At 67.5% G+C, this 20,347-nt stretch carries 21 protein-coding genes, 1 tRNA gene and 2 pseudogenes; 19 read left to right on the plus strand and 5 right to left on the minus strand.

Annotated elements, in window-relative coordinates:
- Nucleotides 1-2: 2 nt before the first annotated feature.
- The 3 genes from ACVWZN_RS03855 to ACVWZN_RS03865 all read right to left on the minus strand — a co-directional run bounded on the left by ACVWZN_RS03855 (nt 3) and on the right by ACVWZN_RS03865 (nt 1,948).
- Nucleotides 3-386, minus strand: coding sequence for a hypothetical protein (locus tag ACVWZN_RS03855; protein WP_456952685.1), 384 nt, complete (start codon nt 384-386; stop codon nt 3-5).
- 81 nt (nt 387-467) lie between these two features.
- On the minus strand, nt 468-1,313 hold the full coding sequence (gene asd / locus ACVWZN_RS03860; RefSeq protein ID WP_456952686.1) for an archaetidylserine decarboxylase: 846 nt from the start codon (nt 1,311-1,313) through the stop codon (nt 468-470).
- Nucleotides 1,310-1,948 carry an SCO family protein gene (locus ACVWZN_RS03865; RefSeq protein WP_456952687.1) on the minus strand — a complete coding sequence of 213 codons (639 nt, stop codon included), beginning with the start codon at nt 1,946-1,948 and terminating at the stop codon, nt 1,310-1,312. Before ACVWZN_RS03865 ends, asd begins: the two co-directional genes overlap by 4 nt.
- A gap of 81 nt (nt 1,949-2,029) precedes the next feature.
- On the opposite strand from ACVWZN_RS03865, the gene prmB reads away from it, so the two are divergent.
- The 11 genes from prmB to ACVWZN_RS03920 all read left to right on the plus strand — a co-directional run bounded on the left by prmB (nt 2,030) and on the right by ACVWZN_RS03920 (nt 13,992).
- Nucleotides 2,030-2,962, plus strand: coding sequence for a 50S ribosomal protein L3 N(5)-glutamine methyltransferase (prmB, locus tag ACVWZN_RS03870; protein WP_456952688.1), 933 nt, complete (start codon nt 2,030-2,032; stop codon nt 2,960-2,962).
- A gap of 4 nt (nt 2,963-2,966) precedes the next feature.
- Nucleotides 2,967-4,058, plus strand: coding sequence for a chorismate synthase (aroC, locus tag ACVWZN_RS03875; protein WP_456952689.1), 1,092 nt, complete (start codon nt 2,967-2,969; stop codon nt 4,056-4,058).
- A 131-nt stretch (nt 4,059-4,189) separates the two neighbouring features.
- Complete coding sequence (locus ACVWZN_RS03880) at nt 4,190-5,203, plus strand: aspartate-semialdehyde dehydrogenase (RefSeq protein WP_456952690.1); 1,014 nt, start codon at nt 4,190-4,192, stop codon at nt 5,201-5,203.
- Between the two features lie 81 nt (nt 5,204-5,284).
- Nucleotides 5,285-6,976 carry a type IV pilus assembly protein FimV gene (locus ACVWZN_RS03885; protein WP_456952691.1) on the plus strand — a complete coding sequence of 564 codons (1,692 nt, stop codon included), beginning with the start codon at nt 5,285-5,287 and terminating at the stop codon, nt 6,974-6,976.
- Entirely contained in the window at nt 6,973-7,806 is an 834-nt protein-coding gene (gene truA / locus ACVWZN_RS03890) for a tRNA pseudouridine(38-40) synthase TruA (RefSeq protein ID WP_456952692.1), read from the plus strand. The genes ACVWZN_RS03885 and truA overlap by 4 nt, the downstream gene beginning before the upstream one ends.
- Nucleotides 7,803-8,471, plus strand: coding sequence for a phosphoribosylanthranilate isomerase (locus ACVWZN_RS03895; RefSeq protein WP_456952693.1), 669 nt, complete (start codon nt 7,803-7,805; stop codon nt 8,469-8,471). Before truA ends, ACVWZN_RS03895 begins: the two co-directional genes overlap by 4 nt.
- Before the next feature lie 49 nt (nt 8,472-8,520).
- Complete coding sequence (gene trpB, locus ACVWZN_RS03900) at nt 8,521-9,750, plus strand: tryptophan synthase subunit beta (protein ID WP_456952694.1); 1,230 nt, start codon at nt 8,521-8,523, stop codon at nt 9,748-9,750.
- A gap of 102 nt (nt 9,751-9,852) precedes the next feature.
- Nucleotides 9,853-10,644: a tryptophan synthase subunit alpha gene (gene trpA / locus ACVWZN_RS03905; protein ID WP_456952695.1), complete on the plus strand. Its 792-nt coding sequence runs from the start codon at nt 9,853-9,855 to the stop codon at nt 10,642-10,644.
- Between the two features lie 120 nt (nt 10,645-10,764).
- On the plus strand, nt 10,765-11,643 hold the full coding sequence (accD, locus tag ACVWZN_RS03910; RefSeq protein ID WP_456952696.1) for an acetyl-CoA carboxylase, carboxyltransferase subunit beta: 879 nt from the start codon (nt 10,765-10,767) through the stop codon (nt 11,641-11,643).
- The gene (glmM, locus tag ACVWZN_RS03915) at nt 11,640-12,989 is read left to right on the plus strand and encodes a phosphoglucosamine mutase (RefSeq protein ID WP_456952697.1); all 1,350 of its coding nucleotides are present in this window, start codon (nt 11,640-11,642) and stop codon (nt 12,987-12,989) included. The genes accD and glmM overlap by 4 nt, the downstream gene beginning before the upstream one ends.
- Nucleotides 12,990-13,050: 61 nt before the next feature.
- Complete coding sequence (locus tag ACVWZN_RS03920; protein ID WP_456952698.1) at nt 13,051-13,992, plus strand: isopenicillin N synthase family dioxygenase; 942 nt, start codon at nt 13,051-13,053, stop codon at nt 13,990-13,992.
- A gap of 58 nt (nt 13,993-14,050) precedes the next feature.
- Here ACVWZN_RS03920 and ACVWZN_RS03925 read toward each other — a convergent pair whose 3' ends face one another.
- Complete coding sequence (locus ACVWZN_RS03925; RefSeq protein WP_456952699.1) at nt 14,051-14,722, minus strand: DUF6445 family protein; 672 nt, start codon at nt 14,720-14,722, stop codon at nt 14,051-14,053.
- Between the two features lie 7 nt (nt 14,723-14,729).
- Nucleotides 14,730-15,257: a DNA-deoxyinosine glycosylase gene (locus ACVWZN_RS03930; RefSeq protein ID WP_456952700.1), complete on the minus strand. Its 528-nt coding sequence runs from the start codon at nt 15,255-15,257 to the stop codon at nt 14,730-14,732.
- Between the two features lie 58 nt (nt 15,258-15,315).
- Here ACVWZN_RS03930 and tpiA point away from each other — a divergent pair.
- From tpiA to nuoE, 8 genes and pseudogenes are all read left to right on the plus strand, one after another.
- Nucleotides 15,316-16,069 (plus strand): annotated as a pseudogene (tpiA, locus tag ACVWZN_RS03935) (triose-phosphate isomerase).
- A gap of 19 nt (nt 16,070-16,088) precedes the next feature.
- Nucleotides 16,089-16,553, plus strand: a complete 465-nt coding sequence (gene secG, locus ACVWZN_RS03940) for a preprotein translocase subunit SecG (protein WP_456952701.1) — start codon at nt 16,089-16,091, stop codon at nt 16,551-16,553.
- A gap of 94 nt (nt 16,554-16,647) precedes the next feature.
- Nucleotides 16,648-16,732 (plus strand) — tRNA-Leu (locus tag ACVWZN_RS03945).
- Between the two features lie 93 nt (nt 16,733-16,825).
- Nucleotides 16,826-17,182: an NADH-quinone oxidoreductase subunit A gene (locus ACVWZN_RS03950; RefSeq protein WP_027082978.1), complete on the plus strand. Its 357-nt coding sequence runs from the start codon at nt 16,826-16,828 to the stop codon at nt 17,180-17,182.
- Nucleotides 17,183-17,189: 7 nt separating this feature from the next.
- Entirely contained in the window at nt 17,190-17,756 is a 567-nt protein-coding gene (locus ACVWZN_RS03955) for a NuoB/complex I 20 kDa subunit family protein (protein WP_456952702.1), read from the plus strand.
- A complete protein-coding gene (locus ACVWZN_RS03960) occupies nt 17,753-18,493 on the plus strand; it encodes an NADH-quinone oxidoreductase subunit C (protein WP_456952703.1) in 741 nt (246 codons plus the stop codon). Before ACVWZN_RS03955 ends, ACVWZN_RS03960 begins: the two co-directional genes overlap by 4 nt.
- Nucleotides 18,490-19,792: pseudogene (locus ACVWZN_RS03965) on the plus strand (NADH-quinone oxidoreductase subunit D). The gene ACVWZN_RS03960 and the pseudogene ACVWZN_RS03965 overlap by 4 nt, the downstream one beginning before the upstream one ends.
- A 25-nt stretch (nt 19,793-19,817) precedes the next feature.
- Nucleotides 19,818-20,345: an NADH-quinone oxidoreductase subunit NuoE gene (gene nuoE / locus ACVWZN_RS03970; RefSeq protein ID WP_456952704.1), complete on the plus strand. Its 528-nt coding sequence runs from the start codon at nt 19,818-19,820 to the stop codon at nt 20,343-20,345.
- The last annotated feature ends 2 nt before the right edge of the window (nt 20,346-20,347 follow it).

Here is a 20,347-nt window from a genome sequence, read left to right on the forward strand (position 1 = left end):
GGTCAGTGCGTCGCCGGCGTGCACTTGATCGCAGCCGACGGGTGCGGCCCGACCGGATCATCCTGCTTCGGGCCGATCGCGATCGCGCCCGTCGACGACGCGAGCGCGCCGGATGTCGCGGCGCTGTTCGGATGCGGCCCGACTGGATCGTCCTGCTTGGGACCGATCGCAGCGCTCGGCGTTCCGCTCATCGAACCGCCGGTTGACGGACCGCAGCCCGGCTGTGGCGTGATGCCGCCCTGCACGATGATCGCGGGCGATGGCGTACTGCGACCGACCGTCGCGGTCGGCGGCATGGGCTTCGGAGCGGGATGCGGCGCTTGCGCAACCGCGATGCCGGCGGTCGCCAGCCCGAACGTCAGAACAAGAGTATTGATGGTGCGCATAGCGATTCCTTCGCAACAGGAATGCCGATGCTAAGAGTGCTCCGACACCGTGATGCCACCGTTCGTCGCGTTAACCGGGCTCTAACGTGGAAGCAGTGTGGCCAGCCGCTCGCCGAGACGTACCGCCGATTCCGCCTGCAATGACGGATCGAGTGTCGCAACACCTGCCGGCAGCAGCACGATCACCGTCGAGCCGTAATTGAAGCGCGCCATCTCGGAAAAGCGCTCCAGCGTGATGCCGCGCTCGTACGTTTTGACGTTGATGCGGTCGCCGTACTGCGGAATCTCGATGCCGCTCCAGACGGTTTCGACGCCCGAGACCAGCAACGCGCCGACCATCACCATCACCATCGGTCCGAAGTCGGTGTCGAAGTGGCAGACGAGGCGCTCGTTGCGTGCGAACAGTCGCGGCACGAGTCGAACGGCGTTCGGGCCGACGCTGAACAGCCGACCCGGCACGTGCACGGTGCGCGTCAGCGTGCCGGTCCACGGCATGTGCACGCGGTGGTAGTCGCGCGGTGACAGATACACCGTCGCGAACACGCCATCCGCGAATGGACGCGCATCCTCTTCGCTGCCGAGCAGTTCCGCAGCGGTGAAGCTGCGTCCCTTCGCCTGGAAGATCTCGCCGTTGCGGATCGGCCCGCACTGACTGATGCGGCCGTCGGCCGGCATCACCAATGAGTTCGCGTCGACGTGCGCCGTGCGCGCGCCGCGCTTCAGCGAGCGGGTGAAGAACGCATTGAACGAGTCGTACGAACGTGGGTCTGCTTCAGCAGCTTCCTCGAGGTCGACGCCGAACTTGCGCGTCACCGTGTCGATCAGCCAACGGCTGACGCGCGGATGCTTCGAGTACGCAAGCGAACGCGCCAGCGACGACAGGAAGCGATGGGGCAGGGCGTAGGTGAGGCGGGTGACCAGGCTCATCGCATCGTCTTCGTCAGGGTCGTGAGGTCGCTGGCGATCGCGGCGGGATCGAGCGGCGGCTGCAGCAGACCGGCCATGCGGCCTTCGGGGTCGAGCGCGATCATCGCCGCGCTGTGGTCGACGGAATATGCATCCGCGGGTGCGCCCGGCGCGGGCGGCGACTTCTCGAACACGAGGCCGATCGAGCGCGCGAAGCGTTCCAGCGTCGGCACGTCAGCGGTGGCCGCGAGCGTGTCGCGATGGAAGGCGTGTGCGTATTCGCCGACGCGATCGGGCGTGTCGCGGTCCGGGTCGACCGACACGAACAGCAGGCGCGGGCGCGTGGTTTCGGGCAGCGATTCCCACTGCTTCTGCGCGCGTGCCATCTCGGCAAGCGTGGTCGGGCAGACGTCCGGGCAATGGGTGAAACCGAGGAACACCAGCGTCCAGTGACCCTTGAGTTCGCCGGGCACGAGCTGGGTGCCGTCGGACTGGCGCAGCGCGAAGGCCGGAATGGGGCGCGGGTCGATCAGGTGCACTGCTTTCAAGTCGGGCGCCGTCGAGGCCGCAGGCGCGAACACGTGGCGTGCGGCGAGCAGCCCGAGGCCAGCGGCGAGCGCGGCGGCGAGAACGATCAGCGTCGTCCGGTTGAACATGGTCGGCTCCAGGCCCGACGGGACCGGCGATGATACCGGCCGCCCGCTATAATCGCGGGCCTTCCTGCGTGTGCGACGTCAATGGGCGCTGGCCTTCCGAACTTTCAGCAGGTCTCGATCATCGACCTGATCCGCCACGGCGGGTCCTTGTTCAATGCATCCGACCTGACCTTCGGCCACAGCTACGACAACGCGCTGGACGAAGCGACGCAGCTCGTCCTGCATGCCTTGCACATGCCGCACGACCTGAATCCGATCTACGGTGCGTCGCGCGTGACCGACGACGAGATGCGCGCCGTGCTGGATCTGTTCCGCCGCCGCATCGACGAGCGCGTGCCCGCCGCTTACCTCACCGGCGAGGCGTGGTTTGCTGGCCTCAGCTTCAAGTCCGACCGCCGCGCTCTGGTGCCGCGTTCGCCGATCGCCGAACTCATCACCGCCGGTTTCGAGCCGTGGCTGGGCGAGCGCGATGTCGAACGTGTGCTCGATCTCTGCACGGGCTCGGGCTGCATCGCGATCGCGACCGCGCACTACCACCCGAACTGGGACGTGGTCGGCATCGACATCAGCGACGAAGCGCTTTCGCTCTCAGCCGAGAACAAGGAACGCCTGCATGTTCCGAACGTCTCGTTCGTGAAGTCCGACCTGTTCGACGGGCTGCAGGGCGAGCGTTTCGATCTCATCGTCACCAATCCGCCGTACGTCACGAACGACGAAACGGACGCGTTGCCGCGCGAGTATTCGTACGAGCCCGAGCTCGGCCTGCGTGCCGGCGACGACGGCCTCGACCTGGCGCTGCGCATCCTGCGCGACGCCCCCGAACATCTCACCGAGAACGGCCTGCTGATCTGCGAAGTCGGCGAAGCCGAGCGGGCGCTGGGCGATCTGCTGCCGGAGCTGCCGATGGCGTGGGTGGAGTTCAAGGTCGGGCAGATGGGCATCTTCGTCGTCGAGCGCGACGACCTGGTCGAGCACCACGCGCGCATCCGCGAACTCGCCGACGCACGCGCCTGACGCCTTGAACACCTTCGGCCATCTGCTGCGCGTCACGACCTTCGGCGAAAGCCATGGTCCGGCGATCGGCTGCGTGGTCGACGGTTGCCCGCCCGGTCTGCCGATCGCGGTCGAGGATTTCGCACGCGATCTGGAACGACGCGCGACGGGCCGCACGCGCCATACCTCGCAACGCCACGAGGCCGACGAGGTCGAAATCCTCAGCGGCGTGTACGAGGGCGTCACCACCGGCACGCCGATCGCGCTGCTCATACGCAACACCGATGCGCGCAGCAAGGATTACGCGGCGATCGCGCAGCAGTTCCGGCCCGGGCATGCCGACTACACGTACTGGGCGAAGTACGGCGTGCGCGATCCGCGCGGCGGTGGTCGTTCGAGTGCGCGCGAGACGACGATGCGCGTCGCCGCCGGCGTCATCGCGAAGAAGTGGCTGGCATCCGCATTCGACGTGCAGGTGCGTGGCTACCTGTCGCAGCTCGGCGAGATCCGTTCGTCGTGCCCGGATATTCCGGACTGGACCGACGTCGAGGCCAATCCGTTCTTCTGGCCCGATGGCGCGCAGGTCGCCGAGCTCGAGGCCTACATGGATGCGCTGCGCAAGTCCGGCGATTCGGTCGGCGCGCGCATCGAAGTCGTCGCGCTCGGTCTTCCGCCGGGCTGGGGCGAACCCATTTACGGAAAGCTCGACGCCGAGCTCGCTGCGGCGCTGATGAGCATCAACGCGGTCAAGGGCGTCGAGATCGGTGATGGGTTCGACGCGGTGCCGATGCACGGCTCGGTGCATCGCGACGTCATGCGTCCTGGCAGCGATGGCCTGCCGCAGTTCGACAGCAACCATGCCGGCGGCATCCTCGGCGGAATCAGCACGGGCCAGCCTCTGCGTTGCTCGGTCGCGTTCAAGCCGACGTCGAGCCTGCGTCTGCCGGTCGAAAGTGTCGACGTCGACGGCAATGCCGTCGAAGTGATCACCACCGGCCGTCATGACCCCTGCGTCGGCATCCGCGCGACGCCGATCTGCGAGGCGATGGTCGCGCTCGTACTGATGGACCAGGCGCTGCGCCATCGCGCGCAGTGCGGCGACGTGAAAAAACGATAGCGGCCAGCCGCTGCGCGCGCCGAGAGCGCGACGCTCGCCTGCGCCGCGACGTGCGTTGCCCGACACTCCAACTATTCGCCAGCGCGCACGCAGCCCAGTGCCGGCGCGACGGCCCCAGAGAGAACGAACACATGAAGAACCCCGTGAATGTCGCAGTCGTGGGCGCCACCGGCGCCGTCGGCGAAACCATGCTGAAGGTGCTCGCCGAGCGCGAATTCCCCATCGCCGAACTGCACCTGCTCGCGAGCGAACGCTCGGCCGGTGAAAAGATCGACTTCAAGAATCGCAAGATCGTCGTGCAGGACCTCGCCACGTTCGACCCGACCGGCGTCGACATCGCGCTGTTCTCGGCGGGCGGCGACATCTCGAAGGAATACGGCCCGAAGTTCGCGCAGGCTGGCGCCGTCGTCATCGATAACTCGTCGGCGTTCCGCTACATGGACGATGTGCCGCTGGTGGTGTCCGAAGTGAATCCCGAGGCGCTGAAGAACCGGCCGCGCGGCATCGTCGCCAATCCGAACTGCTCGACGATGCAGCTGATGGTCGCGCTCGCGCCGATCCATCGCGAAGTCGGCATCGAACGCATCAACATCGCGACGTACCAGTCGGTGTCGGGCACGGGTCGTCGCGCGCTGGAAGAGCTCGGTCGCCAGACGGCCGCGATGCTCAACTTCCAGGACCCGAAGCCCGAGGTCTACCCCGTGCAGATCGCGTTCAACGTCATCCCGCACGGTGGCGACTTCCTGGAAAACGGCTACACCAGCGAGGAAATGAAGCTGGTCTGGGAGACGCGCAAGATCCTCGGCGACGACTCGATCCTGGTGAACCCGACCGTCGTGCGCGTGCCGGTGTTCTACGGCCACTCCGAGGCCGTGCACATCGAGACGCACGAGAAGATCACCGCCGAACGCGCCCGCGAGCTGCTCGAAGCGTCCCCGGGTCTGGAAGTGGTCGACGACCGCGAGCCGGGCGGTTATCCGACGCCGGTGACGCATGCGTCGGGCAACGATGCCGTCTACGTCGGCCGCATCCGCGAGGACATTTCGCATCCGCGCGGGCTGTCGCTGTGGGTGACGGCGGACAACATCCGCAAGGGTGCCGCGCTCAATGCGGTGCAGCTCGCCGAGCTCGTGATCGCCGAATAAGCCGGTACCGGTCGCGTCGCACGGCTCGTGCGACGTCGGCCCGGCCTGCTAGAGTCGCGGCGGAACGTAGGGGAGACATCCGTGAGGCCATTGTTGCGATCCGTCGGGCTGCTGGCTCTCGCGCTGGCGAGCGGGTCGGCCCATGCCCTCGGTCTGGGACAGCTGCAGGTGAAGTCCGGGCTCGGGCAGCCGCTGCTGGCGGAGATCCCGGTCGTCAGCAACGACCCGTCGGAACTCGTCGACCTCCAGGCCGCGCTCGCCTCGCCCGAAACGTTCACCCGCGTCGGGCTTGAGCCGCCGATCGGCATCGTCGCCGACCTCCAGTTCACCGTCGGCAGCGACCTGCAGGGCCGCCCGGTGATCCGCATCACCACGGCGCAGCCGGTCACCGAGCCGCTGCTCGATTTCCTCATCCAGGTCGACTGGGGCGAAGGTCGCCTGGTTCGCGAATACACCGCGACGGTCGCGCAGCCGGGTTCGATCGATTCGCAGCCCGCGGTCGTCGTGCAGGCGCCTGCGGTCGAGTCGCCGGCGGTAATCGAGCGCCCGGTCGCGGTCGAACCGACGCCTGCGCCGACTCCCGCAGCGCCGACAACACCTTCGGCGACGGCGAGCGCGACTCCGACATCCGCGCCCGCGCCGGCACCGATCGCTGCGCAGCCCGCACCGAGCTCCGCGCCGGGCACCGAATACCGCGTCCGTCCGGGCGACACCGCGTCGCGGGTCGCCTCGCAGGTTGCGCCGCAGGGCGCGAGCAACGAGCAGACGATGATTGGCCTGCTGCGGGCGAACCCCGAGGCGTTCATCGGCGGGGACCTCAATCAACTTCGCAGCGGCAGCGTGCTGCGCGTGCCGGCGACGTCGGAACTGCAGGCGGTCGAGGCGCGCGAAGCGGCCGACCTCGTGCGCACCTACGCGCGCCAGTACCGACAGGCGCGCACGCAGCCGCAGGCGCCCGTGGCGCAGGCGACGCAGCCGAACCGTCCGGCGTCGGCTCCGGCCGAGGCGGGCGGTCGACTCGAAATCGTGCCCCCGGGCGCCGGCCGAACGGCCCGCGGCGGCACCCAGTCCGGCATCGATGCCGGAGGCGAGGGGGAAATGCTTCGACAGGAACTCGTGCAGACCAAGGAAACGCTCGCCGCGCGCGACGCCGAAGTGCAGGAACTCAAGAGCCGCGTCGCGGAACTGGAAAAACTGCAGACCGATCGACAGAAGTTGCTGGCGATGCAGAACTCGCAGCTCGCCGCCGCGCAGCAGCGCAAGGCAACGCAGCCGCCGGCCGTGCAGCCGCCGCAAGCGGAACATTCGTCGCCGCTGCCGTGGATCGGTGGGGGAGTGCTGGTGCTCCTCGGTCTCGCCGCCGCGGCCTGGGCGCGCCGTCGCTCGCGTCCGGAGCCCGTGTTCCGCGCGCCGTCGACCGAGCCGCGTTCGTCGCTGGCCGACGCGTTCCCGGCCGGCCCGGCCGCGCCGATTTCCGCGCCGGAGCCGGAGCCCGTCGATGCCACGCCGTCGTGGGACCGCTCGCCGGCAGCGGCCAAGACGCCGCGTCGCAGGGCTCCCGCGAAGGCCGCGGTCGCACCTGCTGCCGCCGTCGAGCTGCCGCTCGAACCGTCATCGGCCGACGCCAACAGCGTCGAGCGTCTGGAACTCGCGCAGGCCTACCTCGACATGGGTGACCGCGAGCGCGCACGCAATTTGCTCGCCGAGGTCGCCGAAACCGGTGACGCCACCACCCGCGGCGTCGCCGCGAAAATGCTGCGGGACATGGGATGACCGACGGCGCGGCCACGGAGCCGGCCGGCGGCGAGACCACGCGATACGCGATCGGCGTCGAGTACGACGGCACCTGTTTCAGCGGCTGGCAGCGCCTGAGTGCGCGCGGTGAGCCCGAACCCACACCGCTCCCGACCGTGCAGGCCACGGTCGAGGCCGCTTTGTCGTTCGTCGCGGGCCGGTCGATCGAAGTGACCTGCGCCGGCCGCACCGATGCGGGCGTCCACGCCGCTTGCCAGGTCGCGCATTTCGACTCCACCGTGCAGCGCGATCCACGCGGCTGGATGCTCGGCGCGACGTCCCGGCTTCCGCCCGAAGTCGCCGTGCTCTGGTGCCGCGAAGTGGCGCACGACTTCAACGCGCGGTTCTCTGCACGCGCCCGACGCTACGTCTATCGCATCCTCAACCGTCCCGTCCGCCCGGCGCTCAAGCGCCAGGTGCTGGCATGGGAACGACGACCGCTTGACGCCGCCGCGATGCACCGGGCGGCACAGTCCCTTATCGGCGAGCGCGATTTCTCGGCGTTCCGCACCGTGCACTGCCAGGCTGCGCACGCACGGCGCGAGATGCAGGAGGTGCTCGTCCGCCGCGCCGGCGACGTGGTCGAAGTCGAAGTCCAGGCCAACGCGTTTCTGCACCACATGGTCCGCAACATCGTCGGCAGCCTGCTGATGGTGGGTCGTGGCGACAGGCCGGAAGGCTGGATCGCCGAGCTGCTCGAAGGCCGGGATCGCACGCGCGCCGGCCCGACGGCGCCGTCGGCGGGCCTGGTTTTCCTGGGCCCGCTCTACCCCGCGGAATGGCACCTTCCCCCCGAGGTCACCTTGTGAATCGAACTCTCTTCCGTACCCGCATCAAGTTCTGTGGCTTCACCCGTCCGGGCGACGTGCGCCTGGCCTGCGAGCTCGGCGTCGATGGCATCGGCTTCGTGTTCGCGCCGAAGAGCCCGCGTCGCATTGCGCCGGAAGAAGCGCGTGCGATGCGCCAGGCGCTCGCGCCGCTGGTCGATGCGGTCGCGTTGTTCCAGGACAACTCGCTGGAGGAAGTGCGCGACGTCGTGCGCCAGGTCCGTCCGAGCCTGCTGCAGTTCCACGGCAACGAAGACGATTCGTTCTGTCGTTCGTTCGGCCTGCCGTACCTGAAGGTGGTGCCGATGGGCGAGGAGATCATGGCGCCGCATTACCTGCAGCTGCGGTTCCCGGGTGCCGCCGGCTTCCTGCTGGACAGCCACCGCACGGGTGAAAGTGGCGGCAGCGGCAAGACGTTCGACTGGACGCGCATCCCGCGCGACCTGCAGAAGCCCTATGCACTCGCCGGCGGCCTGACCCCCGAGAACGCATTCGAAGCCGTCACCACCGCGACGCCGTGGGCCGTCGATGTGTCCAGCGGCATCGAGGGCGAGCCCGGCATCAAGGACGGCGACAAGATGCGTCGTTTCGTCGAGGAAGTGCGTCGCGCCGATTGCCATACCGACGCGGCCGTGGCGGCCTGCTGATCGCCTAAACTGGCGGGCGCGCTCCCCCGCGTCCTGCCGGCCCCCGACGATGTCCGACGCTGCACCGACCTCCGCGGTCGACGATTACAACGCCTATCCCGACGCCGACGGCCACTTCGGTCGCTTCGGAGGGCGGTTTGTCGCCGAAACATTGATGGGCCCATTGCAGGAATTGGCCGACGCCTACGACGCCGCGCGCGCCGATCCGGCGTTCGTCGACGCGTTCGATCGCGACCTCGCGCATTACGTCGGCCGCCCAAGCCCGATCTATTTCGCCGAGCGCCTGAGCCGCGAAGTCGGCGGCGCGCGCATCCTGCTCAAGCGCGAAGACCTGAACCACACCGGCGCGCACAAGATCAACAACACCATCGGCCAGGCGCTGCTCGCCAGCCGCATGGGCAAGACGCGGATCATCGCGGAGACCGGCGCCGGCCAGCACGGGGTCGCGAGCGCGACGGTCGCCGCGCGGCTCGGCCTCGAATGCGTCGTCTACATGGGCGCGACCGACATCGAGCGCCAGAAGATCAACGTCTATCGGATGAAGCTGCTCGGCGCGACGGTCGTGCCGGTGACGAGCGGATCGGCGACGCTCAAGGACGCGCTCAACGAAGCGATGCGCGACTGGGTGACGAACGTGCGCGACACGTTCTACATCATCGGCACCGTCGCCGGCCCGGATCCGTACCCGCGCATGGTGCGCGACTTCAACGCGATCGTCGGCCGCGAGGCGAGGGCGCAGATGCTCGCCGAATACGGCCGTCTGCCGGATGCGGTGACGGCATGCGTCGGCGGCGGCAGCAATGCGATCGGCATCTTCCACGCCTTCCTCAACGATCGCGACGTACGCCTCGTCGGCGCAGAGGCGGCGGGCGATGGCATCGACACCGGTCGCCACGCCGCGTCGCTCGCCGCGGGTCGTCCCGGCGTGCTGCACGGCAACCGCACGTACGTAATCTGCGACGACGACGGCCAGATCATCGAAACGCATTCGGTGTCGGCGGGCCTCGACTATCCCGGCGTCGGTCCGGAACACGCCTTCCTGAAGGACACCGGCCGTGCGCAGTACGTAGGCGTAACCGACGACGAAGCGCTCGAAGCATTCCATCGCCTCGCGCGCACCGAAGGCATCCTGCCGGCGCTCGAATCGAGCCATGCGATCGCGCAGGCGGTGAAGCTCGCGCGTGATCTGCCGAAGGACGCGCTGGTGCTGTGCAACCTGTCCGGCCGCGGTGACAAGGATGTGCACACGATCGCCGCGCGCGACGGCATGACGCTCTGATGCACCTCGAGCGCAACGCGACGCCGCGATGGCGACGGTCGCACTGATCGACCGACGCCCGCCGGCACCTTCGACGAAGGTGCGCCATCGAATTTGGATTCCATGTCCCGCATCGACACGCGCTTCGCGCAGCTCAAGTCCGCCGGCCGCAAGGCCCTCGTCCCGTTCCTGACCGCGGGCGATCCGTCGCTCGAATCGACGGTTCCCGTGATGCACGCACTGGTCGAAGCCGGCGCTGACGTCATCGAACTCGGCGTGCCGTTTTCCGACCCAATGGCCGACGGCCCGACCATTCAGCGCAGTTCCGAACGCGCGCTGGCACGCGGCGTCGGCATCGATTACGTGATGCGCAGCGTGCGCGAGTTCCGCACGTGCGATGCCGACACGCCGGTGGTGCTCATGGGTTACCTCAATCCGGTCGAGATCCGCGGACCGCTGGCGTTCGCGAAGCTCGCCGCGGAATCGGGCGTCGACGGCATCCTGCTGGTCGACCTGCCGCCGGAAGAAGCTGCGGAATTCCGCGACGCGTTCGAGGCCGCGGGTGTCGCGCTGATCCTGCTCGCGTCGCCGACCTCGTCCGACACGCGCATCGCGATGCTGCAGAACCTGGCACGCGGCTATCTGTATTACGTCAGCTTCGCCGGCGTGACCGGTGCCGATCGCCTCGACACCGGCGCCGCGGGCGAGCGCCTCCGCGTCATCCGCGAAGGCACCGACGTCCCGGTCGTCGCGGGCTTCGGCATCAAGGACGCCGCTAGCGCGGCCGCGATGGCAGTCGACGCCGATGGCGTGGTGGTCGGCAGCGCGCTGGTCTCGGCGCTGGCCGATGCTGCCGATCCTGCCGCCGCCGCCCGCGCGTTCCTCGCACCGCTGCGCGCCGCGCTCGACGCCTGACGTCCGTCGCAGTCCGCGACAGGAAGCCCGCCCGGCTCAACCGGCCGGCCCGGAGCGCTGAGCTACACTGACCCGCTGGCCGCGTGGCGGCCGTTCGTCCGACAGGGGAGAGCCTCCAGCATGTCCTGGCTCAAGAAACTGATGCCGTCCGGCATCCGCACCGAAGGCACGCAGCGCCGCCGCAGCGTGCCGGAAGGTCTATGGGAAAAGTGCGACCGCTGCGCCACCGCGCTGTATCGCCCGGAGCTCGAGGAAAACCTCGAGGTCTGCCCGAAGTGCAGCTTTCACATGCCGATCCGCGCGCGCGCGCGGCTCGCGGCGCTGTTTGACGCTGACAGCACCAGCGAGATCGGCGCCGAACTCGGCCCGACCGACGTGCTGAAGTTCCGCGACCAGAAGAAGTATTCCGACCGCATCAAGGCCGCGCAGAAGTCCACTGGTGAGCGCGACGCGCTGATCGCCATGCGCGGCACGCTGGACGGTCGCGACCTCGTCGCCTCGTCGTTCGACTTCCCGTTCATGGGTGGCTCGATGGGTTCGGTTGTCGGCGAGCGCTTCACGCGTGCGGCGGAAATGGCGCTGGAAATCGGCTGTCCGTTCGTGAACTTCTCGGCGTCGGGCGGCGCGCGCATGCAGGAGTCGCTGTTCTCGCTCATGCAGATGGCCAAGACATCCGCGGCGCTCGGTCGCCTGCGCGACGCCGGCCTTCCGTACATCTCGGTGCTCACCAATCCGACCACCGGCGGCGTGTCCGCATCGTTCGCGATGCTGGGCGACGTCAACATCGCCGAACCCGAAGCGCTGATCGGCTTCGCCGGTCCGCGCGTCATCGAGCAGACGGTGCGCGAGAAGCTGCCGGAAGGTTTCCAGCGTTCGGAGTTCCTGCTCGAGCACGGCGCCATCGACATGATCTGCGACCGTCGCGAACTTCGCGAACGCCTGTCGCACCTGCTCGCGTTGATGATGAAGCAGCCCAAGCCCGCGGACGCCGCGGCATGAGTCGTCGTTATTTCGGTACCGACGGCATTCGCGGCCGCGTCGGCGAGGGCGCGATTTCCGCCGATTTCGTGCTTCGTCTCGGCAATGCCTACGGCCACGCGCTGCGTTCGAGTGCGCCGTCGTGGCGCAAGCCGGTCGTCATCATCGGCAAGGACACGCGCATCTCGAACTACATGTTCGAAGCCGCGCTCGAAGCCGGGCTCGTGGCGGCAGGCGTCGACGTGCAGCTGATGGGCCCGATGCCCACGCCCGCGGTCGCGCACCTCACGCGCTCGCTGCGTGCGGACGGCGGCATCGTGATTTCGGCGTCGCACAACCCGCATTACGACAACGGCATCAAGTTCTTCTCGGCCGAAGGTGAGAAGCTCGACGACGAAACCGAACTCGCGATCGAAGCCGCGCTCGACGAGCCGTTCCGAACGGTCCCATCCGACGAACTTGGCAAGGCGGTGCGCACGCGCGAAGCGCTCGGTCGATACGTGGAAGCCTGCAAGGGCAGCGTTCCGCGCCGCTTCGACCTCGCCGGCATGCGCATCGTCGTCGACTGCGCGAACGGTGCGACGTACCAGGTCGCGCCCGTCGTGTTCCGCGAGCTCGGAGCGCGCGTCACCACGATCGGCGTCGAACCCAACGGCACCAACATCAACGACGGCGTCGGCTCGACCCATCCCGAACTTCTCGCGAAGACCGTGGTGGAGCAGGGCGCCGACCTCGGCATCGCGTTCGATGGCGATGGGGACCGCGTGCTGTTCGTCGACGGCGAAGGCAACGTGCGCGACGGCGACGACCTGATCTACGTGCTCGCCACCGACTGGCAGGCCGCAGGTCGACTGCGCGGCCCGGTGGTCGGCACGCTCATGAGCAACTTCGGCCTCGAGCAGGCGCTCGGCCAGCGCGGCATCAATTTCCTGCGCGCGAAGGTCGGCGACCGTTACGTGCATCAGCAGCTCGTCGCGCACGAAGCTGTGCTTGGTGGCGAAGCGTCCGGTCATCTGCTGTGCCTCGATCGCGTCAGCACCGGCGACGGCATCGTCAGCGCGCTGCAGGTGCTCGAAGTGCTTGGTCGTCGCGGCATGTCGCTGATGCAGGCGCTCGAAGGCCTGCGTCGCGTGCCGCAGAAGACGGTGAATGTCCGCTACGCGGCGGGCAAGAAGCCGGCGGAAGCCGAGAGTGTCAAGGCCGCGCTCGCGGATGCGCAGCAGGCGGTGCTGGGTCGCGGTCGCGCGTTCCTGCGTCCGTCCGGCACCGAGCCCGTCGTGCGCGTCACGGTCGAAGCGGATGACGATGCACTCGTCGACGCCACGCTCGCGCAGCTCGCCGCCGCGGTGCAGGCCGCCGCGGCCTGACCTCGATCAAATCGATGGAGTCGGCGGTGATCCACACTGCCGGCTCGACAAGAGAACCGACATGAGCCAGATCCCGACCCTCGACATCAAGCGTTTCGACGACCCGTCGCAGCGCGACGCCTTCGTCGCCGAAGTGGGCGCCACGTACCGCGAATGGGGCTTTGCCGGCATCCGCAATCACGGCATCCCGCAGCAGCTGATCGACGACGCCTACCGCGTGTTCGCCGAATTCTTCGCGCTGCCGGACGACGTGAAGCGCAAGTACCACATCGCCGGCGGCGGCGGCGCGCGCGGCTATACGCCGTTCGGCATCGAGACCGCCAAGGGCGCGCAGCACTTCGACCTCAAGGAGTTCTTCCACATCGGTCGCGAGATCGCGCGCGATTCGAAGTACGCCGACGCAATGCCAGCGAACGTGTGGCCGACGGAAATCGCCGAGTTCCGCGACGTCGGCTACCGCCTGTATTCCGAGCTCGACGCGCTCGGCTCGCGGATGCTCAGCGCGCTCGCGCTGCACATCGGCCTGCCGGAAGACTACTTCGTGACGGTGACGGACCAGGGCAATTCGATCCTTCGCCCGATCCACTATCCGCCGATCACCACGCCCGACGTGCCGAACGTGCGCGCCGGCGCGCACGAAGACATCAACCTCATCACGCTGCTGGTCGGCGCGAGCGCGGAAGGCCTCGAGGTTCTGTCACGCAAGGGCGAGTGGATTCCGTTTACCGCGCAGTCCGACACCATTGTCGTCAACATCGGCGACATGCTGCAGCGGCTCACAAACCACGTGTATCCGTCGACGACGCACCGCGTGGTGAATCCGCCGGGCGAGAAGGCGCGCCAGCCGCGTTATTCGACGCCGTTCTTCCTGCATCCGAATCCCGACTTCGTCATCGACGTGCTGCCGTCGTGCGTGAGCGCAGACAACCCGAGCCGCTATCCGGAGTCGATCACGGCGCAGGGCTATCTCGAAGAGCGGCTTCGCGAAATCAAGCTGAAGTGATACGCAAAAAAAACCCGGCTTCGGCCGGGTTTTTTGTTGGTGCGGTGGACAGCGAACTTCAGGCCATCCAGAAGAACACCGCGGCCATGCGTTTGGTTTCCAGCGTGCGGCCCCAGTAGCGCGTCGCGCTGTGGATCAAGTTCGCGCGATAGACGAGCAGACGGTTGTAACGATGCGCGACCGCGATGTCCTCGACGAAGCTGCCGTCGGCCACGAACCGCGTTCCCAGCGCTTCAACGAGGTTGTTGTGCGGCGGCATCACGGAATTGCCGCCGAGTTGCCCTGTCGGCAGGCGCTGGCGGAAGAAACTCGTGCCGCAGTCGTCCGGCACCTTGGGGTTGAGATACAGCACCGCGGCGTAGCGGCACAGCGCACGCGAATCCGTATGCGGCCGCACTTCGCCTTCGTTGTCGCCGACCGCCTGGATGCAGTTGTGGTTGAGCGTCGTACCGTCGGGTGATGCCTGCACCCAGAGCTTCGTCGCACCCGTGAGCGCCTTGACGCGCGCGTCCACGCCCTCGAGTTCGTCGGGCTCCAGTCCCGGCATGATCCGCGCGCCGGGCCAGCTCTCTTCGCGATGCGGCCAGCCGAGCGTCCAGTCCTCTCGGGCGAGCGCACGTTCGCGCACACGCCCTGGCTCCGGAAGCGCATCGTCGACGACCCAGAAGTCGCGGCCTTCGGTGGGCTTTCGATACGGAAGAACGGGGAGACGGACGGGAGCAGGGCGCATGTCCGGACTATACCGGCGGTGCCGCCAGCATCCGAACGCCCGCGTCGGTCAGTGCGCCGCGCCATGCCTCGAGCTTCGTCGCGGTGGGGATCGAGCGATTCGCCGGGCTGGTGGACGGCAGCTGGATCAGCTGCACGTCTGATGGCGCCACCTCGACCGGCACCTGCCGCAGGAACGTCGCTTCCGCCGTCGCGCCGTTGAACAGCACCGCACGCAGCCGCGGATGCGCGGCGAAGAACGCGCTGAAGTCATTCGCGACCGCGCCGCGGATCGCGCTGTCCAGGCTGCCCGTCCGTTCGCAGGTCGCGATCACGTCCCAGAGCGCGACGCCGGCCGAGCGCAACTGTTCGATGCGGCGCTCGTACGTCCACTCGGGCTGCGCGCCGACCAGCTCACCCATGAACGTCCAGAACAGGTTCTGCGAATGCGCGTAGTAGCGGCCCGCGCGCAGCGATGCGCCGCCCGGCATGCTGCCGAGCACCAGTGCTCGCGCGTCGGGATTCTCGATCGGTGGCAGGCCGTGGAGGGTCGTCATGGTCGGTGGCGTCGCGGGTTGGGCTAGACTTCGCGCCGGATTTCGAGGGGAACACGCGATGCGTCGTCGAATCGTCGCCGGAAACTGGAAACTGCACGGAGATCGTGCGTTCGCCGCGTCGCTGCTCGATGCGATCGTTGCGGAAACGGCGGTCGCCGGGGTCGAGCGTGTGATCCTGCCCCCGCTGCCGTACCTCGCCGAGCTGGTGCAGCACTACGGCACGCGCGGCCTCGCATTCGGCGCGCAGGACGTGAGCGCGAACGAGCAGGGCGCGTATACCGGCGAGGTGTCGGCGTCGATGCTGAAGGATGTCGGCGCGGTCTACGGGCTGGTCGGGCATTCCGAGCGTCGCCAGTACCACCACGAGTCGAACGAGCTGGTCGCGCGCAAGTTCCGAGCCGCCAAGGCCGCCGGCCTCCTGCCGATCCTGTGCGTCGGCGAGACGCTCGAAGACCGTGAAGCCCGGTCGCACCTGGTGGCGGATCGAGCAGCAGCTGGAGCCGCTGCTCGCCGGCGACGGCGTCGCGGACCTCGACGGTGCGGTCGTCGCCTACGAGCCGGTGTGGGCGATCGGTACCGGCCGCACCGCCAGCCCGGAGCAGGCGCAGGAGGTCCACGCCTTCATCCGTGGCGAGATTTCCCAGCGCGATGCTAGAATCGGCGGCTCGCTGCCGATCCTGTATGGCGGTAGCGTCAAGCCTGACAACGCGGCCGAGCTGTTTGCCCAGCCCGACGTCGATGGCGGACTGGTCGGAGGCGCATCGCTGAAGGCCGCGGACTTCCTGGCGATCGCGCGAGCGGCCGCCCCCTGAGCCTCGACGGGGCCACTCCATGCTGCTGTTCTTGAACATCATCTATGTGCTGCTTGCGATCGGCATGATCGCGCTGATCCTCATGCAGCGGGGCGCTGGCGCGCAGGCCGGTTCCGGCTTCGGCGGCGGCGCTTCGGGCACCGTGTTCGGCTCGCGCGGTTCGGCCAACTTCTTGTCGAAGTCGACGAAGTGGCTGGCCGTCGTGTTCTTCGTGCTCAGCCTGCTCATCTCGTGGAATGTCTCGCGCAATGCGAGCAAGCCGGATGCCGACAACGGCGGCAGCATCATGTCGCAGGTGCCGAACGCGCCGGCGTCGAAGACTGCAGTTCCGGCCGCGCCGGGCAGCGCAGTGCCGTCGGCACCGAGTGCGATTCCTGCAGCGCCGACGGCGGCACCGTCGGTTCCTGCGACGACGCCCGCCACTGCGCCGGCGCAAACCGCACCTGTGACGACGACGCCGAATGCGCCGTCGCAGGGTGGTTAAACCGCGCGATTTAGTTACAATGTGCTGCTCCGGCACGGAAGCGCGGAGTGGGTCGCAAGCGACCCGAAAAAGTCGTCCCGGATGACATGTTTTTGCCCAGGTGGCGGAATTGGTAGACGCACTACCTTGAGGTGGTAGCGACTTAGGTCGTGGGGGTTCGAGTCCCCCCTTGGGCACCACACGAAGCATCCCCCGGCCGCGACGGTGCGGGGTGACCGAAGCGCGCCGTGCGGCATACGCCGGCCCGCCGCGCGAGAGCCGAGAGAACACGAGTGCTGGCCGAATATCTGCCGACCCTGCTGTTCCTGATCGTCGCCGGCGGTATCGGCGTCGCCTTGATCATTGTCGGACGCGTCCTCGGGCCGAAAACCCCGACGGTCGAGAAGTTGCTGCCCTACGAGAGCGGCTTCAACGCGTTCGAAGACGCGCGCATGCAGTTCAACGTGCGCTATTACCTGATTGCGATCATCTTCATCGTCTTCGATCTGGAGATCGCGTTCGTATTCCCATGGGCGCTGGTGTTTCGCGAGCTCGGACCGTTCGGCCTCGTCGAGATGGGCACCTTCCTCGCGCTGCTGGTAATCGGTTTCGCCTACGCGTGGAAGCGCGGCGCCCTGGATTGGGAGTGAGGTCGCCATGAAGTCGCTTTCCGACCGTATGTTCAATCCGCTGCCCGAAGGGCGGCTCGACGACATCCTGCTGCCCGAGGCCGATAACCCGGTCATGCAGCAGGGCTTCGTTACGACGAACCTCGACACGCTGTGGAACTGGGCGCGCACCGGCTCGATGTGGCCGATGACGTTCGGTCTCGCCTGCTGTGCGGTCGAGATGATGCATGCGGGTGCCGCGCGCATCGACCTCGATCGCTTCGGCGTCGTGTTCCGCCCGTCGCCGCGCCAGTCCGACGTGATGATCGTGGCGGGCACGCTGGTCAATAAGATGGCGCCTGCGCTGCGCCGCGTGTACGACCAGATGCCCGACCCGAAGTGGGTCATCTCGATGGGCAGCTGCGCCAACGGCGGCGGCTACTACCACTACTCGTACTCGGTCGTGCGCGGCTGCGATCGCATTGTGCCGGTCGACATCTACGTGCCGGGCTGCCCGCCGACGGCCGAAGCGCTGACGTACGGCATCCTGCAGCTGCAGAAGAAGATCCGTCGCGGCACGAACTTCGGCGACACCCGCGAGGGCGTGCGCGCATGAGTGCGGTGCCGGAAGCGATCGAACCCGTTCTCGCGTCGCGCCTGCGCGAACGCTTCGCCGACGGCATCGTGACCGTCGCGCAGCCGCGTGGCGAAGTCACGCTTGAACTGCCGCACGACGCATGGCTCTCGACGCACGTCGCGCTGCGTGACGAATTCGGCTTCGAGCAGGTCGTCGACCTGTGCGGCGTCGACTACCTGAGCTACGGCAGCGATGAGTGGGACACCAGCGTTTCGTCCGAAGGCTTTTCGCGCGGCGTCGAAGGCAAGGGCATGGGCCGCTTCGTCTGGGGCGAGCAGCCGAACGGCGCGACGATCGCGCCCGAGCGCCGCTACGCCGTGGTCACCCATCTGTTGTCGGTGCAGCACAACGCGCGTCTTCGCGTGCGTACGTTTGCGCCCGACGATGCGGTGCCCGCGGTCGCGTCACTGGTTGGCATCTGGCCGGGCGTGAACTGGTTCGAGCGCGAAGCGTTCGATCTCTACGGCATCGTGTTCGATGACCATCCGGACCTGCGCCGCATCCTGACCGACTACGGTTTCGTCGGTCATCCGTTCCGCAAGGATTTCCCGCTGATCGGCAACGTCGAAGTGCGTTACGACGCCGAGCGTCGCCGCGTGGTCTATCAGCCGGTGACGATCGAGCCGCGCGTGCTCGTGCCGCGCGTCATCCGCGACGACGCGCGCTACGAGACGTCCGTCGGCGAAGCCGCGCAGCGCGCGGAGGTGAAGAAGTGAGCGCCGTTCCGTCCCAGGCCGAACCGCTGCGCCCGACCAACCTTGGTCCCGAGATCCGCAATTACACGCTCAACTTCGGCCCGCAGCATCCGGCCGCGCACGGCGTTCTGCGCCTGATCCTCGAGATGGATGGCGAAGTCGTGCGTCGCGCCGATCCGCATATCGGTCTGCTGCATCGCGCGACCGAGAAGCTTGCCGAATCCAAGCCATTCAACCAGTCGGTTCCGTACATGGACCGCCTGGATTACGTCTCGATGATGTGCAACGAGCACGCCTATGTGCGCGCCATCGAAACGCTGCTCGGCATCGAGGCTCCGGAACGCGCGCAGTGGATCCGGACGATGTTCGACGAGATCACGCGCATCCTGAACCACCTCATGTGGATCGGGTCGAACGCGCTCGATCTCGGCGCGATGGCGGTCTTCCTCTACGCGTTCCGCGAACGCGAAGAGTTGATGGACGTGTACGAGGCGGTGTCCGGCGCGCGCATGCACGCCGCTTACTACCGACCGGGTGGCGTGTACCGCGACCTGCCGGATCGCATGTCGAAGTACCGCGAGTCACCGTGGCGCAAGGGCAACAACCTCAAGCGCTTCAACGAGTCGCGCGAAGGCACGATGCTCGACTTCATCGAAGCCTTTACCCGCGATTTCCCGGCGCGCGTCGACGAGTACGAAACGCTGCTCACCGATAACCGCATCTGGAAGCAGCGCACCGTTGGTATTGCGCGTGGTGTCGCCGGAAGACGCGCACGCCTGGGGCATGTCGGGTCCGATGATTCGCGGCTCGGGCATCGCTTGGGACCTGCGCAAGATGCAGCCGTACGCGCGCTACGACCAGGTCGAGTTCGATATTCCGGTCGGCAAGACCGGCGACTGCTACGACCGCTATCTCGTCCGCGTGGCCGAGATGCGCGAGTCGAACCGCATCGTCCAGCAGTGCGTGAAGTGGCTGAAGGCCAATCCGGGCCCCGTCATGGTCGACAACTTCAAGGTCGCGCCGCCCAAGCGCGAAGAGATGAAGGACGACATGGAAGCCCTCATCCACCACTTCAAGCTGTTCTCGGAAGGCTATTGCGTGCCGGCGGGCGAGACCTATGCGGCGGTGGAAGCGCCCAAGGGCGAGTTCGGCGTGTACCTGGTTTCCGACGGCGCGAACAAGCCGTTCCGCCTGAAAGTGCGCGCGCCGGGTTTCGCGCATCTCTCGTCGATGGACGCGATCGTCAAGGGCCACATGCTGGCCGACGTCGTCGCGATGATCGGCACCTACGACATCGTTTTCGGCGAGATCGACCGCTGAGTCGATCGCTGGAGCACTCACCGAAATGAAAGCCACCGGCAACTTCGAAGCCTGCCAGAACGTCGACCCCATGGTCGCGCTGACGGATGCTACGCGCGCGCATATCGACCACTGGCTGTCGAAGTTCCCGGCGGACCGTCGCCGCTCCGCCGTGCTGCAGGGCCTGCACGCTGCGCAGGAGCAGAACGACGGTTGGCTGAGCGACGAGATCATCGCCGCGGTCGCAAAGTACATCGGCATTCCGCCGGTGTGGGCGTACGAGGTCGCGAGCTTCTACTCGATGTTCGAGACCGAGAAGGTCGGCCGTCACAACGTCGCGTTCTGCACCAACATCAGCTGCTGGCTCAACGGCGCGCAGGAATTGGTCGAGCATGCCGAGAAGAAGCTCGGTTGCCGGCTCGGTGAATCCACGGCCGACGGCCGCGTGTACCTGAAGCGCGAAGAGGAATGCCTCGCCGCCTGCTGCGGTGCGCCGGTCGTCGTCATCAACGGCCATTACCACGAGAAGCTCGACGCGACGAAGGTCGACGCGCTTCTGGACGGGTTGGAGTAATC

The sequence above is a fragment of the Lysobacter sp. HA35 genome (assembly GCF_054061195.1).